13 protein-coding genes are annotated in these 18,514 nt (G+C 40.5%); all 13 read right to left on the bottom strand.

The window, feature by feature from the left end; genetic code table 11:
- Nucleotides 1-269 precede the first annotated feature (269 nt).
- The 13 genes from F0Q01_RS10135 to rfbD all read right to left on the bottom strand — a co-directional run bounded on the left by F0Q01_RS10135 (nt 270) and on the right by rfbD (nt 18,330).
- Complete coding sequence (locus F0Q01_RS10135) at nt 270-1,436, bottom strand: LegC family aminotransferase (protein ID WP_090488603.1); 1,167 nt, start codon at nt 1,434-1,436, stop codon at nt 270-272.
- A gap of 306 nt (nt 1,437-1,742) precedes the next feature.
- On the bottom strand, nt 1,743-2,723 hold the full coding sequence (locus tag F0Q01_RS10130) for an NAD-dependent 4,6-dehydratase LegB (RefSeq protein WP_090154323.1): 981 nt from the start codon (nt 2,721-2,723) through the stop codon (nt 1,743-1,745).
- A gap of 145 nt (nt 2,724-2,868) precedes the next feature.
- Nucleotides 2,869-4,302 (bottom strand): hypothetical protein, encoded by a 1,434-nt coding sequence (locus F0Q01_RS10125; RefSeq protein WP_090488600.1) that lies wholly within the window; start codon nt 4,300-4,302, stop codon nt 2,869-2,871.
- 71 nt (nt 4,303-4,373) lie between these two features.
- Complete coding sequence (locus F0Q01_RS10120; RefSeq protein ID WP_090488598.1) at nt 4,374-5,825, bottom strand: lipopolysaccharide biosynthesis protein; 1,452 nt, start codon at nt 5,823-5,825, stop codon at nt 4,374-4,376.
- Entirely contained in the window at nt 5,791-6,885 is a 1,095-nt protein-coding gene (locus tag F0Q01_RS10115; RefSeq protein ID WP_163927225.1) for a glycosyltransferase family 4 protein, read from the bottom strand. The genes F0Q01_RS10120 and F0Q01_RS10115 overlap by 35 nt, the downstream gene beginning before the upstream one ends.
- A 226-nt stretch (nt 6,886-7,111) precedes the next feature.
- Entirely contained in the window at nt 7,112-8,335 is a 1,224-nt protein-coding gene (locus tag F0Q01_RS10110) for a glycosyltransferase family 4 protein (RefSeq protein WP_090488594.1), read from the bottom strand.
- A 154-nt stretch (nt 8,336-8,489) separates the two neighbouring features.
- Complete coding sequence (locus tag F0Q01_RS10105) at nt 8,490-9,869, bottom strand: exopolysaccharide biosynthesis polyprenyl glycosylphosphotransferase (RefSeq protein ID WP_090488592.1); 1,380 nt, start codon at nt 9,867-9,869, stop codon at nt 8,490-8,492.
- Nucleotides 9,870-9,989: 120 nt separating this feature from the next.
- Entirely contained in the window at nt 9,990-12,767 is a 2,778-nt protein-coding gene (locus tag F0Q01_RS10100; RefSeq protein WP_090488590.1) for a glycoside hydrolase family 25 protein, read from the bottom strand.
- Between the two features lie 108 nt (nt 12,768-12,875).
- Nucleotides 12,876-13,454, bottom strand: a complete 579-nt coding sequence (gene rfbC, locus F0Q01_RS10095; RefSeq protein WP_090488588.1) for a dTDP-4-dehydrorhamnose 3,5-epimerase — start codon at nt 13,452-13,454, stop codon at nt 12,876-12,878.
- Between the two features lie 237 nt (nt 13,455-13,691).
- Nucleotides 13,692-14,570 (bottom strand): glucose-1-phosphate thymidylyltransferase RfbA, encoded by an 879-nt coding sequence (rfbA, locus tag F0Q01_RS10090; protein ID WP_090488586.1) that lies wholly within the window; start codon nt 14,568-14,570, stop codon nt 13,692-13,694.
- Nucleotides 14,571-14,797: 227 nt separating this feature from the next.
- Complete coding sequence (gene glf / locus F0Q01_RS10085; RefSeq protein WP_090488584.1) at nt 14,798-15,916, bottom strand: UDP-galactopyranose mutase; 1,119 nt, start codon at nt 15,914-15,916, stop codon at nt 14,798-14,800.
- Nucleotides 15,917-16,097: 181 nt separating this feature from the next.
- Nucleotides 16,098-17,183, bottom strand: coding sequence for a dTDP-glucose 4,6-dehydratase (gene rfbB / locus F0Q01_RS10080; protein ID WP_090154347.1), 1,086 nt, complete (start codon nt 17,181-17,183; stop codon nt 16,098-16,100).
- Nucleotides 17,184-17,466: 283 nt separating this feature from the next.
- Nucleotides 17,467-18,330, bottom strand: coding sequence for a dTDP-4-dehydrorhamnose reductase (gene rfbD / locus F0Q01_RS10075; protein WP_090488581.1), 864 nt, complete (start codon nt 18,328-18,330; stop codon nt 17,467-17,469).
- Between the last annotated feature and the right edge of the window lie 184 nt (nt 18,331-18,514).

Genomic DNA, 18,514 nt, shown 5'->3' with positions numbered 1-18,514 from the left:
TCACATCACTGATAATAACGCTGACACGCTCTCGCTCTTGTCGCGCTACTTGCGTTACATAAGATGCTTCCTTCGGAACCATCTAAGTAACGAGTGCGCTTTAAGGTCAGCTTATACCATCATTGATGTTCATAAAAAATATGCTCATCTAATCATTTAATGCTCATAGTATTCATTCGAATCTTCGGCTCATTTAATAATATAGTGAAATTAAAAACTTCTTTTAATCATTCCTCATGATTAAATTTTAATACTATTCGTCCACCACACTAGGACATGAAGGAGCGGATTACGTTAATTACGCGGTCGACGCCTTCTGATGTAAGGTTAGTAGAGCAAGGAACATTTACCACTCTCTTCCAGTACCATGGTGCCTTTACGAGGTCATATGTGCGAGCGCCCTCGTATGGAAGCTGGTCTGAAATAAGACCCCAAATAGGACGTGACTGGATATGGTTTTCCTTAAGCTCCTCAATAAGAGCATCACGGCCTGTCTCATCATTCTCAAATACTACTGAGTAGAACCAGTAATTGCTACGAGTACCAGGTCTGAAATCCTGAACATGAAGTCCTTCAATCTTATCAATAGCTTCCTTGTACTGGTTATAATTTGCAGTCTTTGTCTTAATGAAATCCTCAAGCTGTTCAAGCTGAGCAAGTCCAAGTGCTGCCTGAAGATTTGTCATTCTATAGTTAAATCCAATCTCATCATGGATGAAATTAGCCTGATCTGCCTTAGCCTGTGTAGTAAGGTGCTTTGCATGAGCAAGCTCCTCAGGGTTCTTGGCAACAATCATACCGCCACCACCAGTGGTGATAATCTTATTACCATTGAATGAGTAGCAACCGAAATCACCAAATGTACCAGCGAATCTACCTGCAAACTTACCCTCTGTATAGTAAGTTCCAAGTGCCTCTGTTGCATCCTCAACAACTCTAATATTATATTTTTCAGCGATAGGAAGAATAGCTTCCATATCTGCCATATTTCCAAACACATGAACAACTACCATGGCCTTAATATGGCGGCCAGTTGCTCTATCTATAAGCTTGCCATCTGTAAAGTCACATTCTTCTTCGCAGAACTTCTTAAGCTTAACTGGGTCCATGCAAAGGCTATCGTCGCAATCCATGAAAATAGGCTCAGCGCCAATATACTTTGTAGGATTAACTGCTGCAATAAATGTAAGAGTAGGAACGATTACTGCATCCTCTCTTGTAACACCACAAAGCATCAAACTAATATGAAGGGCTGATGTACCATTCTGTGTACTAACTGCAGCTGGCACATGTACATACTCAGCTAACTTCTTCTCAAAATCACTAACATAAGGACCAGCAGTAGAAACCCACTCAGTCTCTACAGCATCTGTAACATACTTAAGCTCATTTCCCTTTAAATTTGGCACTGAAAGTGCAATAAATTCATCTGCCATTTTAATACACCTCTAATCTTAGTCCGCACAGTAAAAGCTATCATAAGTTTGCAGCGACACGCTTGCGCTCTTATTGTCCTCGTTACCCTACATAAGATGCTTCCTACGGAACCATCTAAGTAGGGACGGGCCAATCAAGGTCTTTTGCAAACTTATTCTATCTTTTATGTGCTCACTTAATTATTATAATTTTTTGCCCGCACTTGCGCTCTTATTCGCTCGTTACTAGCCGGCACTCATCTAATATTTCTACTTTATATCATTAAATAGAACACTATTTGCTTTTCTTAGCACCATACGATTTTATTAAATATTGTAGATATCCACTTTGTATTTATCGAGATTTCCACGTAAGAATTCGATTGTCTCGGCGAGACCCTGCTCGAATGTGTAGCGAGGCTTCCAGTCTGTAAGCTCAAGAATCTTTTGATTTGAGCCAAGGAGACGGTTTACCTCAGACTTCTCTGGGCGAAGTCTATCTTCGTCGCAGATGATACGTGCATTTGGATTAATCTGACGGATAAGCTCCTCAGCAAGCTGTCCGATTGAAATCTCCTTCTGAGTTGCGATATTGATTTCCTGACCGATTGTCTTATCGCTTTCGTACATAGCGATAAAGCCTGCAGCTGTATCCTTTACGTAATTGAAATCACGTGTTGGTGTAAGGCTACCAAGCTTAATCTCTTCCTTGCCTGCAAGAAGCTGTGTGATGATTGTTGGAATAACCGCACGTGCTGACTGACGTGGTCCAAATGTATTAAATGGACGCACGATTGTAACAGGTAAATCAAATGAACGATAGAATGACTCTGCAAGTCTATCGGCGCCAATTTTTGTTGCTGAATATGGAGACTGACCCTGGTATGGGTGCTTCTCATCGATAGGCACGTACTGTGCTGTACCATAAACTTCTGATGTAGATGTAACAAGGACTCTTGCTGTTCCAAGGTCTCTTGCGGCCTGAAGGATATTAAGAGTTCCCTTAATATTTGTATCTACATATGCATCTGGGCTGTGGTATGAAAATGGAATAGCGATAAGTGCTGCCAAATGGAATACAGCATCGCATCCCTTCATAGCCTCTCTTACACCATTAGGGTCTCTTACATCACCTGCAAAGACCTCTACATGATCCATAATATCCTTTGGAAGTGTGTCTAACCAACCCCAGTTATTGAAGGAATTGTAGTACACAAATGCCTTTACCTCATATCCTTTTTTTACAAGCTCCTCAACCAAATGTGAGCCAATAAATCCATCTGAACCTGTAACTAAAACTTTACTCATCTATTTGTTTCCTCCACTCTAAATCTCCGGCAGCATCTAATATTTCATGCTCCCGCAGGGCACCCTCCATACTGCGCTAGGCAACTTTCCGCTTCGCGGCGCCCTCCTAGCTTGCATGGCACTCCCCTGCTCGCGCTTACCAAGACTACTTAGCTGCCTTAAATTCACTAAAGTAATCAACCATAGATTTCGCTAGTAACGAAATATTCTCCGGCTTGAAGCGATCGTCGGAAAGTAAATATGTATTGCCTGGGCGAGCGCATGACATATACGCTGCCAAGTATTGAACGATTTCGTCGCGGCTAGGCTGTTTCCAATTCTCCATAGCCTCCACGTAGTTCTCAAAGATATCCTCTATACGCATGATGCCTGGGGCATTTTCATAGAGAATGTCGCCACCCATGATAACTGGTCGACGAAGCATCATAGCTTCCTGCCCTGCAGTACCTGTAAGTGTTGCCACACACTGACATTTTTCAATGAGAGCAAATGAATCTTCCCATGGATCGATAAGCTCGATATTAGGGTACTGCTTCAAAGCCTCATAGAAACTGTTGTCACGGCTACCAAGGAATGAATAATGCTCCTTGGCGTAGATAACTGTATCTGCTGGCACTGACTTTGCCAGATTATCAAGGAAATACAGCTGCTTCTCATACTTCTGGGCACACACTATTGTGGATGCCTCTGGCTGCAAATGAAGTGGGAAGTACACGAACTTCTTGGTCATATCAGCCTTTTTATAGTATTTCCTACTCTTCTTATATCTGAAGTAGAACTTGATAGACTCCATTGTGCGCTCGTAAGCTCTGTAATAAATGTATGAGCCCTTGTCGCGAGTGTATGGATTGAAAAATCTCTGTCTCACCCAGAAAAGTGGCAAGATAAAGAATCTAGCCTTCCATTTTGGCTTTTTACCTGAAAAACGCATAAAAGCAGGCTTTGAATGTTTCTCCTCAAAACCTGATAAAAACTCATCAGCCTCTTTTAGCTGCTCCTCAGAAAACTGGATATCCTTGTAGTTCTCTGGGAAGTTATAAATCATCTCGAAAGGATCATTTAAAATGTAGTGATGGGTCAAATCCATGCCGACTGAACGCATCAGAAGCATTGAAAAATACTTGGCCCCTGTTTTCTTACCTACTAAATAAGCTGAGTATGTAAGAAGTGTGCCTACTACCTCATCCCAGTAGAAATCTATATTGTAAGTGGTAAACACATGCTCCCAGAATGAAAACAATCCTGCGGCTGTGTGAACGCAATAATCATAGTCACGATAAATCAAAAATCTATCGGTGTAGATGTATTTCCACATTGGAGAAGCGTCGTATTTCTTCTCAAACTCTACTAATTTATCTAATGTAAACTCGTCCCAGTGCTCATTAATATATGAGGCAAAATCGCAAACTGCTATCTGAGAACGATCCTCAAACTTGCTGTAAACATAGTCAGCCTCCTGCTTATCGCAGGTGATGAAAACGCCAAAAGCGTCCTTATCGTATTCTTTTTGTATCTCTTTGAAAGATGCTATGGCTACGTCATTGAATGCACGACGTGCCATAAAACAAATATTGTACATGTTGTCTCCTCTCCCGCAAAATCGGGAAAAAACGCCATCAAAATAAAGTTTAAAACAGCGCAATAAATAAACTATTTCTTAAAAAATAGTCTTCTAATGATACCACAAACTAAAAGTATAGTAAATAAAGCCAATCCTGCGGCAACATAGATGTTCTCAATGAAAATATAGAACAGCACGCTTGGGATAATAATGCCTAAAACAGGAAGCCAGCTTCTTGAAAACAATTTAATAAAGGAATAATCAAATTTCCTTGAAAGCTTTATCATCAAAAGCAGCGAGTAGAGGGCATATGAAAGTCCTGTACCAATAGCTACCATGTTGACGCTTCGCTCTATAAATAAAACTAGGGCACTTGAGAAAATCATATTGAAAATACAAAGTGCTACTGAGTTTGCAATCAATGATTTATTCAGTTTTACAACACTGAAAATATTTCCAAACAACATGGTTGTGGAATAAATCGCAACACCGATAATAAGAATCTGAGTTGCCACATTACCATTTGTATATTTAGGCATAAATACCCCAACAAATATTGGCATTATATAAAATACAAAGGCACATGCTGCACCTGAAATCAGTGATGTTAGGCAAGTGAAATGTCCTGCCTTATCGAGAAGCTCCTGCTCGTCCTTATTTGCACCATACAAGTGGGAAATCTTGATATAAAAAACCTGAGAAATGGTCTGTGGAACAAGCACCATTGTAGTAAATCCCATTGTAGGTACTGTATAAATTCCAAGGGCATCTTCTGGATCCTTAAAAAATAGCTGAATAACATGCTTATCCACATTCTGAACGATGGTCCATATTAAGCTATTGATTAGAAGAGGAAGACCTCCTAAAATCATCAGCTTCATATATTTGAAATCAAAATCAAGTTTTACGCCCTTAAAAGCATCCTTGTAGAAGAAAACAATCCCAAGAAATGCTGATGAAATCATCATGGCATAAAGGCCATAGTAACCAAACAATTTAATAAAAACTGCACCAATGCCAAATGCCAACACTGTTCTGATAAATCCAATAAGCGCTGACTTATTATATTTGCCCTGCATTCTAACAGTGGAATTTGCCATATCATCAAAACTCTTTAGGAGAATCATAATAGGACAAAGACCATATCCAAATGCATAGAAGGTTCCCTTTTGGCTTACGCCAATCTGACCGTTATATTTGAAAAACACCCATGCTTCAAACACTACTAAAATCAGTGCATAAATCATCAGCATAAATGTAACTGTTATATTTCTCTGCTTATTGGCTTCATCGAAATCCTTTCGACCAAGGGCCTGTGGATAGTCTCTATTGTAGGCGTTTAATACTCCAAGCTGAGCATAGTTCATATAGGCAAGTACAATAAGACACGCACTATATATACCCATGGGTTTAGAATCCACCTCATGCTTTGAGTAAACGTTAAGCACAAATGAAAGGGCCGAACAGACCACAGTCGAAAGTGTCACCAATATAAAGTCTGCACTTTTAATTTTGTTGAACAGTTTTGTAAGCATCTTCATATATTTTAATTACTTCTTCCATGTATGTGTCAAAGTTGTTTAAATCTTTGGCACGTTTTCTTGCCCCCTCAGACTTCATTCTATAAATCTCACTATTATCAAGTAGCTCATTGATATTTGCTACAAATGCTTCTCTATCAAGTGGCTTCTTGTCATTTCCACAAATCTTGCCGCAATCATCATTAACAGAGACCTTAAATCCACCCACCTTGCTGGTAAGCACAGGCTTTCCAAAAGCCATAGCCTCCACTGCTGCCATTCCAAAACCTTCGAATTTGGATGGTGCCACCAGAATCTTTGTCTGGTTCATATATATGTATGGATTGTGCTGGAAGCCTACCATTTTAATATTATCTGCAAGTCCCAGCTTTCCAATTAATTTCAAACATTCGCTTCCCAAGTCTCCACCGCCTACCATGACAGCCTTTACCTTAGGATGTGTTTTAGACACTTCCTTAACGATTTGTATGAACTCGTAAGGATTTTTATTGTCTGTGAGATATCCAACAAAAAGCATGTCTGATTTATAAGCTTCCAGCTTTTCCTTGGTCATCTCTGTGCCAGCTAAATACCCCTTTTCAAATGTAGCTACTGCATTAAAAGGCATGCCAAGCACAACAGTCTTGCCTTCCATTTTATCCTTGAACCAAGCCTTTTCCTCTACCACTTTGGCAGGGATAATTATCTTGGAGAAATTTTTACATGCTCCGCCGTAAATAACAGATTTCGGTCCAATCTTTTGCACCCACTTTGGAATAGAATATAGATGGCTGATAATCGGAATTGTGTCCGTTACCTTTGTGCACATAAGGCTACAATCATACTCATAGGCATGAATAATATCAGGCTTCACCTCGTCGATAGCTTCCTTGATAGCCTTCTCATCTACCTTTTCCACAGCGATATACTCGATGCCCTTATCCAATAACTTGGTCTCAATAGGACCTGTAGCTGTCAGGTAAACGCACCTAATATCCTCTGGCATGGCAGCAATTGTGTTGATTGCTACGTTTTCCATGCCACTATACTTACCAGACTTTGAAACATGCAATATAATCATAATTTCTCCTAGTCCGCAATTGTTACAGTGACATGCATTTACGCAATCAGTTACGCTAACAAGCATTAGATTCTCTTCCGATGACTATATGTCATTCTCCAGAGAACTAATAGCTTGTTACCTACCGATTGCTGATTTACATCTTCAAAAGTAACAATTGCTCATATAAAACTATAATATATCAACTTATCCAAATGTTTCTAAAAGTGAAGAATCAGCAAATTATTTACGGATTGCTTACCGCTCCCACTATGTTTGTATATAATTCTTTCATTACCGCATTTACGGTTTGTTTGTCGAAGGCTTTCATGGTTTCCATGTTGATTTCACCCATGTTCTGTCTGACTTCTGGTAAATCCGCAAGAGATTTCTTCAGAGCAAGCACTAATGATTGAGGATCCTTGGAGTCGAATAGATATCCGCCCTCTCCCTCGGTAATCAAATCTGTATTGCCACGAATCTTGCTACATACGACAGGAAGTCCTACTGACATAGCCTCCATCAAAGCAACTGGAAGTCCCTCCTGATGAGAAGGGAAAACATAAATATCACTGGCAGCAAAAACATCTGCCACATCTCTTCTAAATCCAAGCATCTGAACATAGTCTGAAAGGCCCAAGTCCTTGATGGCCTCCTGAAGCTCTGCCTCGATTTTTCCACGGCCTGCAATCAGATACTTAAGCTTATATTTTGGTTCCACACGTTCGTCGCTATCTGGACCCACAAGCATTCCCTGGTCTTTCATGATCTTGAGAGCCTTTAGAACCTGAATATGATTCTTTCTAGTAATCAACTCGCCAACGGAAAGAAGTACGCAGGTATCATCATCTATACCAAGCTCTGCTCTGATTTTTCCTCTTGCTCCATCGCTAGCCACAAATTTATGAGTGTCTACACCGGCACCTGGTACATAGGCAACCTGCTTTGCATGGAACTTCTGAGCATTCTTATAATCCTCCTTATTGATAGTTATCAACAAGTCGGTGAATCTACTACAGTGTTTTTCCACATTGTAATACACAAGCCAGTTCTTAAGTGGAGCCCCTTCAAAAAAGTGGAAACCGTGGGCTGCATAGATAACCTTGGTTCCATAGAGCTTTCTAGCCTTGCGGCAAGCAAGACGACAAATAACTCCACCTATAGGAGACTGAGTGTGGACTATTTCGTACTTGTTCTCCTCCACCTCAGACTTAAGCTGCTTATAGGCCTTTCTCAACTCTGAAATATTAAAAATCTTTCTAAGGCTGGCTGTTTCAATAACTCGGCACCCCATCTCATCCAGCTTTTTTCTGCGATCCTGTAAAGCTTCCAGACTGAGGGCGCTGTCATCATCATGCCAGCAGCAGGCCACATCAACTGTGTAGCCTAGGTCTTGCAAAATTTTTATATTATCTAAATTAAACTGGGTCACCATATAAGCAGTGTGACCATGCATCAAAGCTTTTTTCATAATTTTCTTCCTCGCCTATTACGTTAACAAGCAATTCGCTCTCTTTCAGTCACTACATGTTCCTTCCAGAGAGAAATTAGCTTGTTAACTATAGGCTATTTATAAACATCTAAAAACTTTTCGCTCGCTTGTTACGCTCTCAAGCCACAAATGTCTATTTGTGAACTTTAGCGGTGGTTTCACCCTCGGCTACACCTTCGGTAGCGTCTTTAGTGAAGATAACGCGAAGAGTCATAAGTATCAGTTGAATATCAAGAAGTACAGAGCACTTCTCACAGTAAATCATGTCAAGCTTAAGCTTGTCGTATGAGGTGGTGTTGTACTTGCCGTAAACCTGTGCGTAGCCAGTAAGGCCAGCCTTTACGTGAGTACGGAAAGCAAATTCCGGAACCTCTTTTACATACTCGGCAATAATCTCAGGGCGCTCAGGACGTGGTCCTACAATTGACATCTCGCCCTTCAAAATATTAAAGAACTGTGGAAGCTCATCAATACGTGTAGCACGAATGAAATGTCCGATAGGTGTGATTCTATCGTCATTCTCGCTGGCAAGTCGCGCCTTTCCATCTTTTTCCGCATCAGTAATCATTGAGCGGAACTTCATAATCTTGTATTCTTTTCCACCGATTGTACAGCGCACCTGTTTATAAAATACTGGGCCGCCATCATACTTGTGGATAAGTATAGCTGTCACCAGCATAATTGGGCTGGTAAGAATAATTCCAATAGCGGAAATTATAATATCGCCCATTCTCTTAATTGCAGCTGAAATGCCATCCATTCCAACATTCTTGCAGAGATAAAGAGGTGTATCGAAAAGGTTTACCTCCTCTGAGCCCTTAATCAAAATATCTGCAATCTTCGGAGTAAAGTAAACTCTCTTATCCGTTGCAAAACAAGCTTTTACAATATCATTTCTTATTTCCGATGGTACATCATTTATAAGAACAGCATCATAGTTTTCAAGTTCTTTAACTATTTTCTCAAGCGGCTCATTGCAACTCATCTCACCTGTGATTTTGTATTTATCTGCACGGCGGTTCATTTTAATTACCAAGTCATTTTCATATTCACCATAAATATTGAGAATAGAAAATGGAGGAAACACCGCTCTATATAGCTTGGTGCTGATAAAAGTAATCGCAAGCACTGCTATTGCCTGAACAAATGTAAGTACAATAATGTAGGCCAGTGTCATCCACATTAATGATTTAATTCTTGTCATCAAAATAACAATTATAAACTCAAGAATGTTTACAAGCCCCATAGCTATTGCCTGTGACATTGTAAGAATTGAAATTCGACCGCTTCCAATATTAAAGCCTTTAAAAGTATTTATCATTAGCACCATTAAAACGGTGTATAGGCCAATCATCAAATAATTTCCAAGGCCAAGAAAACGTGTTGGCATAAGCATCTGCAAGCGCAAATACCACATAACGCCAAAGAGCGTAGCTAGTGTAACCACTAGAACTACGCTACTAAAAAATCTAAATACCTTTTTTTGTGTTTCTACGTTAGTATTATTATTCATATATTCACAATCCCGCAGCTGTTACATTAACAAGCAATCCACTATCTTTCAGGCACTACATGTTCCTTACAGAGAGGAATTAGCTTGTTAATTACATCTGCTTCACTAAATTATTACCTTTTAGAAAAATGATTTATTAACGTCTACGTTGCCCTTGATGCCTGGGATTGAGCCCTTGCTTGAGTACTGCCACATTGAATATCTGCCTGAATATGAGCATGCTGTGTTGTACTGTGCAACCCAAATATGGCATGAACCAGGAAGGCTCGATGCATTAATATATTTTGTCATCCAAGTCTTGTTGGCATATACACCTGACTTGTAACCTGCTGACTGAACTGTGCTACAGAAAGCATTAATAATTGCATTTCTCTGATCATTAGTAAGATTCTTCTGGCCTCTTACGCTATCCTCCATATCGATGTAGATTGGAAGCGAGCATCCGCCAGCTTTCTTTGCCATAGCAACTGCCATAGATGCCTCAGCTACAGCCTCGCCTTCATTTAAAGCAGTAGAGTAAATGTAGATACCTGTTGTTACTCCATTTGCCTTAGCTCCACTCATGTTCTTGTAGAAGAATGGATCCTCATGAAGCTGTCCATCATACATTCCTCTATAGCCGCATCTGATAATTGCAAATGAAACTGCAGGTCCTGCCTGTGACCAATCAATTGTACCCTGGTGCTTTGATACGTCGATACCTACTCCATTTACAAGAAGAGCGCCATCGCTACCAAAGTTATATTTAACGCCCTGAATTACCTGCTCACCAGTTACATAGTCACCGTTACCGTTGAAGAACTTTGTCTTACCATCTATTGTCTGCCAACCATAATACTTATAGCTAGCTTCTTTGTAATAATATGTCTTACCCTTCTGGTAATCTGCTGCTGTAGCCTCTTTCTTACCCTCAGCGTCAAGATAGAGCTGGTTGCCTTTTGAATCCTTAAGCTTCTCATTTGAGCCGCCTGTCATACCTGAAACTGTATAAGTAACTGCAAGTGAATTGTCTGTAGCACCATCTGAGAATGTTGCCACACCTGCAAGCTTGTAATCACCATTTGCTGTAGCTGTATATGTACCCTTTCCATTTGAAAGAGTAATAGCTGCTCCGTTGACAGTTACAGAACTTACATTGCCTGAAGCGGAAATTGTAAATACACCCTTTGAATATGACATATCAAGTGTTGCTGTCTCTTTTTTTACATTAGACTGAGCACGAGTTCTATTTACATTGTTTCTAGCAACAGTTCTTCTTGCCTCTGTAGTTGTTGGCTCAGCTCCATTATCTGTCTGTCCATCACCAGCATTATTATTGTCTGTCTGTTCTTGATTGTTGTTCTGCTCAGGCTGTTCCTGCTGCTGATTATCCTGATTATTGTCCTGATTATTGTTATTTTGGCTGTTGTTATTCTGGTTATTATCCTGCTGCTGTTCCTGTGGCTGTTCCTGCTGCTTTTTCTTGTAGTGGAATGTCACATTCTTGTTGTTTGCGCTTGCCTTTACAGCAGAATCACTACATGTGTAATTCTCAACTGATGGAGGATTGATTGAATCTCCGTCCTTTACATCATTGATTGTAGCTGTGTGGATTGTCTTTCCACCTTCATCAACACATGTAATTGAAACCGAATAAGTCTTTGGAGCTTCTGGCTCAGCCTTATATGTGTATGTGTAAGTAGCATTAGCTGTTGCAGCTGCAAATGCTGGGTTAGGACCAGACTGAAGCTTGTAAGTTACATTGTTGTATCCATATGTCTGATCAGCTGTGAATGAAGGTGCTGCATTAGCATTTACAGTTAAATCAGTCTTCTTTACAGTTGTAACTTCCTTACCATTTGCATCCAAAAGCTTGTAGTTGATAGTAATTGTGTACTGGCTTGGAGCAACTGCTACATCATGAGTAACTGATGTCTTGCCTTCTTTTTTAGTAGCAGTACTCTTGCTAGCATCTGTCTTTGGAGCAACTACATCAGTTGTCTCCTTGTAAGAACCGCCTGTCTCTTCCTTCTTAGAATCAACATACTCAACTGTATTTGTAAGTGTCGCCTCTACAGGAGCAGCCTCTGCTGGCTGTCCGTCCTCTTTGGCGTCATCCTTTTTAACCTGTTTGATAATCTCTTTTTCTACCTTGTACTCGACCTTGTCCTTTACATTGACCTCAGTCTCATAGCTATCTGTATTGTAAGAAACACCATTATCGAGAGAATTAACGATACATGCAACGTAATCACCTGGCTCCACCTCTGTCTCAGTGATAACGCCATCCATATCCTCATCTGTATAAACAACACCTTCAGCATCATTAAGTGCTACAGTGTATGCCTGTACTGCTGTCTCTTTGTCCAAGTATAAAAGATAAAGTGGGTCAGATTCGATATCTCCGTTTACAGTCTCAACCACCTCATTATTCTCGTCAGTTACTGTCACAGGAACATTTCTTTCCTCGAGAATTGTTGCAATATTTACTGAATCATCATAAGAAGCGGTATACTCGTTAATCTGTGAATCTATATCCTGAATTGCTGACACGTATGGCTGAAGTTTCTCCATTGCGTCAGGTGAAACCAGCTTTACCTGGAAAGGAACTCCAGTAACACAGCTTTCTCCTTCTTCTGTATCTGAAATATAGATTGTTAAATCCTTTTCAATTGATGAGCTGGTAAGAAATACCTTTTTAAACTCTGGGATATAAACATCAGCTGCTGATGCGGCTGCCTGCTGCTCCACCTCAACTGATTCTAACTCAGGTTCTTCCCCCGGTTCCTTGAAAAACTTGTTGTAGGCTGCATAAGCACCGCCTCCAACTGCAGAAACACCTAATATACTTGCAAGTCCCAAACTTATAGCACGGTTTCTGCTTACAAGAAACGCAATATTCTTAAATAATCTAGACATTCGACTATTCTCCCAATAAACAATTATTTATAGTTTTCAATTGCATATAGCTCCTGAAAATCTATTTGTAGAACCCTTTATTTCAACTTGTTTAAAACAAGTTATAAACTAATTAATACCATGCTCCTTGCAATATTCCTTGTATGAAGCATTTACCTTATCTTTGTCAGATAAAATCAAATCATCCTTTGTCATTCCCTCTGGAATTGGCCACTGAACATTAATATCTGGATCATCAAATGCAAGTCCGCCCTCGTCATTTGGATGATAGAAATCAGTAACCTTGTAGCAAAACTCTGCATATTCGCTGACAACTAAAAATCCATGAGCAAATCCCTTTGGAATCATGAACTGCTTTTTATTCTCAGCTGAAAGAAGAATTCCGTAGTGCTTACCAAATGTAGGTGAGCCCTCTCTCAAATCAACTGCCACATCATAAACCTCGCCAGAGATAACTCTAACTAGCTTGTCCTGTGGAAAATTCTTCTGGAAATGAAGACCACGAAGGACACCCTTTTTGCTTGCGGACTGATTATCCTGTACAAAAACATAATCAAGCCCCTCTGCCTTCATGTCATTCTCATTGTATGTCTCCATGAAGTAACCTCTATCGTCACCAAAAACCTTAGGAGTGATAACGCAAAGGCCCTCAATACCATTTACATTTTTCTCAACTGTAATTGCCATTTTATAAACCTCTAATCTGTGTACAAAAGCTCTCGTTCGAGCTTTCAAATATAAACGCTTGACACGCTTTCGCTCTTGTCGTGCTGGTTGCGTTACGTAAGAAGCCACTTCGTGCCTTCTAAGTAACGACCGCACTTTAAGGTCAATCTTATTATATTTGAATCTCTCACTTAGCTTTTGCTCATTATTTTTTTATAATTACGAAGTGAAAAAAGTCACTGGATTTCCACCACATTTTTATAGTCCGTTGGCTACGTCTACGAGATACTGGCCGTAGGCTGTTTTCATAAGTGGCTCTGCAAGCTTAAGGAGCTGGTCCTTATTGATGAAACCACGCTTGAATGCGATTTCTTCGATGCAAGAAATGTACATACCCTGGCGCTTCTGGAATGTGCTGACAAACTCAGCTGCCTGAAGAAGCATGTCATGGTTACCTGTATCCAGCCATGCAAATCCACGACCAAGTGTCTCTACATGTAAGTTACCACGGTTCAAATACTCGTTATTAACTGCTGTAATCTCAAGCTCTCCACGAGCTGATGGCTTGATTGTCTTAGCGATTTCTACTACTGAGTTGTCGTAGAAGTAAAGACCTGGAACTGCGTAATTGCTCTTTGGCTCAGCTGGCTTCTCTTCGATAGAAATTGCCACACCATTTTCATCAAACTCTACAACGCCATACTCTCTTGGGTCACGTACGTAGTAACCAAAGATTGTTGCGCCTGGCTCAGACTCTGTTCTAGTTGCTGCTGAAAGAAGCACCTTTGAAAATGACTGACCATAGAAAATATTATCGCCAAGTACAAGTGCTACAGCATCGCTTCCGATGAAATCTGCACCAATAATAAATGCCTCAGCAAGTCCATTTGGAGCTTCCTGAACTGCATACTGAATATCCATACCAAGCTGCTTGCCATCACCTAAAAGCTCCTCGAATACAGGAAGATCTCTTGGTGTTGAAATGATAAGCACTTCTCTGATGCCTGCAAGCATAAGAGTAGAAAGTGGATAATAAATCATTGGCTTGTCATATATTGGCATAATCTGCTTACTAATAGCTTTTGTAAGTGGATACAATCTTGTGCCTGATCCACCTGCTAAAATAATACCCTTCATTTTTTCCTCCTAGTCCGCAAAACCCCAAGTCTTTGCTCAAAATGTTACACTCACAAGCAATACACTCTCTTCCAGTCACTACATGTTCCTTCCAGAGAGGAATTAGCTTGTTAGCTACATTTTGTACATACACTCCTAAGTTTTGCTCTCTATAAATAAAAACTAAAACGCAATACTCTTCCATGGCTGTTTCAGCCACAAAATTTTTACCACAATAAATGCGCTAGCTAAAACTCTTGAGCCACACACTCAAGGGCTGCGGCTACCACCTTGTCCATGTCGTAGTATTTGTACTGACCCAGGCGTCCTCCAAAGATTACGTCCTTGTCAGATGCAGCCTTGTCTGCGTACTTCTGATATACTGCGTTGTTTTTGTCATTGTTGACAGGATAGTATGGCTCTACGCCAGGCTTCCACTCAGAAGAATACTCTCTTGAAATGATAGTTGTTGGCTGTGTGCCAAATTCAAAGTGCTTGTGCTCGATGATACGAGTGTATGGCACATCTGCCTCGGTATAATTTACAACTGCATTGCCCTGATAATTTTCACAATCAAGCTTCTCTGTCTCAAAGCAAACTGAACGGTACTCAAGTGGACCGAAACAGCTATCATAGTACTCATCAATCTGGCCTGTGAAAAGTAGCTTATCCCAGCTTACCTCTGTGCCATCATTTAGCTTTCCTTCTTTTGCAAGTTTGAAATAATCCTGCTCTAAAACAATATCAGCGCCCTTAAGCATCTTTTCAACAATCTGAGTGTATCCACCCATTGGGATGCCCTGGAATCTATCATTGAAATAGTTGTTGTCGTATGTAAATCTAAGTGGCAATCTCTTGATGATGAATGATGGAAGCTCTGTACATGGGCGTCCCCATTGCTTCTGTGTGTAGCCCTTTATAAGCTTTTCATATACATCTGTACCAACTAATGAAAGTGCCTGCTCCTCAAGATTCTTTGGCTCTGTAATGCCAAGCTCCTTAATCTGCTCTGCGATTTTAGCCTTAGCCTCAGCAGGTGTTTTAATTCCCCACATCTTTGAAAATGTATTCATGTTAAAAGGAAGATTGTAAAGCTCATCCTTGTAAATAGCCACTGGAGAATTGATGTAGTTATTGAACTCAGCAAACTGGTTCATGTACTCCCAAATCTTTTTGTCGCTAGTGTGGAAAATGTGGGCACCGTAAACGTGTACATTAATTCCATCTTCTTCTTTTGTGTAAATGTTGCCGGCAATGTGATTTCTCTTATCAATCACAAGAACTGACTTGCCACGCTTCATAGCCTCATAAGCAAATGTCGCTCCAAACAAGCCTGCACCCACAACTAAATAATCGTATTTTTTCATTAAGTATTCTCCCGGCTGTTACGTACACAATCCCATGTAACACTCCGCTCATCTAACAGGATTCCCTTGAGTGTTCATGGAGATTGCTTTCGGTCAAATTGTAGCTAACAAGCTCTTTGTTCTCTGGAAGAGAATCTAAGGCTTGTAAGCGTAACAATTTGCACTCAGCCTAAATTAATTGTTATTTATTAGAGTACATATCTGTATAGTACTTCTGGTAATCGCCAGATGTTACGTTCTTCATCCACTCTTCGTTTTCGAAGAACCATGCGATTGTCTTCTTGATACCCTCTTCGAAACATGTCTCTGGATACCAGCCGATATCTGCCTTAATCTTGTCAGGTGCGATAGCGTATCTTCTATCGTGACCCTTTCTATCTGTTACATACTTGATAAGCTTTTCAGAAACAAGCTCCTTACGAGGATCTCCCTCTGGAAGCATCTCCTGAAGTGTATCAAGGATGATGTGGATAATCTGGATATTCTGCTTCTCATTGTGTCCACCGATATTGTATGTCTCGAAAAGCTTACCCTGCTCCTGAACCATATCGATTCCCTTAGCATGGTCTTCTACGTATAACCAGTCACGAACGTTCTTACCATCGCCATACACTGGAAGGTCCTTGCCCTGAAGTGCATTGTTGATGATAAGTGGAATAAGCTTCTCAGGGAACTGGTAAGGGCCATAGTTGTTTGAGCAGTTTGTAATGTTTGCTGGGAACTTATATGTATCCATGTAAGCCTTTACAATCATATCTGATGAAGCCTTTGATGCTGAATATGGTGAATGTGGATCATAAGGTGATGTCTCATAGAAAAATGCATTGTCATCATCTGGAAGTGATCCATATACTTCGTCTGTAGAAACGTGAAGGAACTTCTTGCCCTCCTTGAATGTTCCATCAGGAAGCTCCCATGCTTCCTTTGCACAGTTAAGCATTACTGCTGTACCAAGTACATTTGTCTGTACAAAAACCTCTGGGTTCTTGATCGAACGGTCAACGTGTGACTCAGCTGCAAAATGAACAACTCTATCGATGTCGTTCTCTGCAAATACCTTGCGGATAGCTTCCTTATCACAGATATCAGCCTTTACAAATGTATAGTTGTCTCTGTTCTCTACGTCCTTGAGGTTCTCAAGGTTACCAGCGTAGGTAAGCTTATCTACGTTGATAATTCTGATTTCATTATCATATTTCTTAAACATGTAATGAATGTAATTTGAGCCGATGAAACCAGCTCCACCTGTTACTAAATATGTTCTCATTTTAATCTCCTTCTTATACGGCAATCTCCCGAGTTTTTTTAATTGTATACTTCTCACATGTCATCATCGGGCACGCTTTCGCTACTAGAGCCTCGTAGCGGTACTAATCTCGACTTTGTCTCGATAAGTGCCGACGGGCTCTCAAGTACCCTTATGATGAAATATGAGAAGCATACAATCAATTTACTTTTTGTAGATTGCCTTGCTTTGAGTATATAAAAAATTATGTCACTCATATTTATATAAACGATAGGAGCGGGCTCCATCGTCTATTAACGGTTTGTTAGTTGCAGAGATACTCTTTTAAAGCATCCTTCCAATCTGCCATCTTGTAGCCTGATGTAAGGCGAAGCATATAGTTGTCAAGAATACTGTAGTGAGGTCTGTCTGCGCTAGCTGGATTCATCTTCTTGTACTCTTCGCTAGTTACACGGTTGACTTTGACGTTGATTCCCTTAAGTCTGAAAATCTCTGCTGTGAAATCTGCCCAGTTGGTATCACCCTCGCAAGTACCATGGAAAATACCATAGTTCTCTGTAGGCTCAAGGTGATGAATCATACGAGCAAGCTCTACTGCTGAAGTAGGTGAGCCAAGCTGGTCACATACAACTGAGAGCTCATCATGAGTCTCTGCTAGGCTAAGCATTGTCTTAACGAAATTTTTACCATCGCCGTAGAGCCATGCAGTACGAACGATAAACCACTTGTCAGCAAACTGCTGAACAAATTTCTCGCCCTCGTACTTGGTCTTGCCATAGGCACTGATTGGGCCTGGCTCATCAAACTCTGTAATTGGCTTTGTGGCATTGCCTGGGAAAACATAATCTGTGCTAACATGCACAAGCTTTGCTCCTACCTTAGTAGCTGCTATAGCCAAATTTCTAGGACCAAGAGCATTAAGCTTGTAAGCAAAATCCCAGTCCTTCTCGCAACCATCTACATTAGTAGCTGCTGCGCAGTTAATGATAACATCTGGCTTTTTGGACTCAACGAAGCTAAGCACCTCGTCCAAATCCATAATATTAAGTGGCGAAATTTTTTCTCCCTCAACAACATCAGTAAGAATAAACTCTACCTCATCGCCATACTCATTCTGAATTGCACGACCAAGCTGTCCATTGCAACCCGTAACTAAAATCTTTCTCATATTTACCTCTTTACCGTGGTTCAAAATATGCCCCCGGTTTATTTATTTGTCAGCCAAATAGAAAACCAATGCTGGAAATTCAGGTTATATAATCAATCCAAATGACCTTGATGAGCCGTCGTTACTTGATGGTGCATAGCAGCATCTTAGTAACGTGACGAGCGAATAAGAGCGAAAGCGTGTC

Origin of the sequence: Pseudobutyrivibrio xylanivorans, assembly GCF_010906925.1 — a bacterium.
Lineage (GTDB): Bacteria > Bacillota > Clostridia > Lachnospirales > Lachnospiraceae > Pseudobutyrivibrio.
Note: the sequence above shows the minus strand (reverse complement) of the source record. Positions and strands in the feature narration are given on the sequence as shown.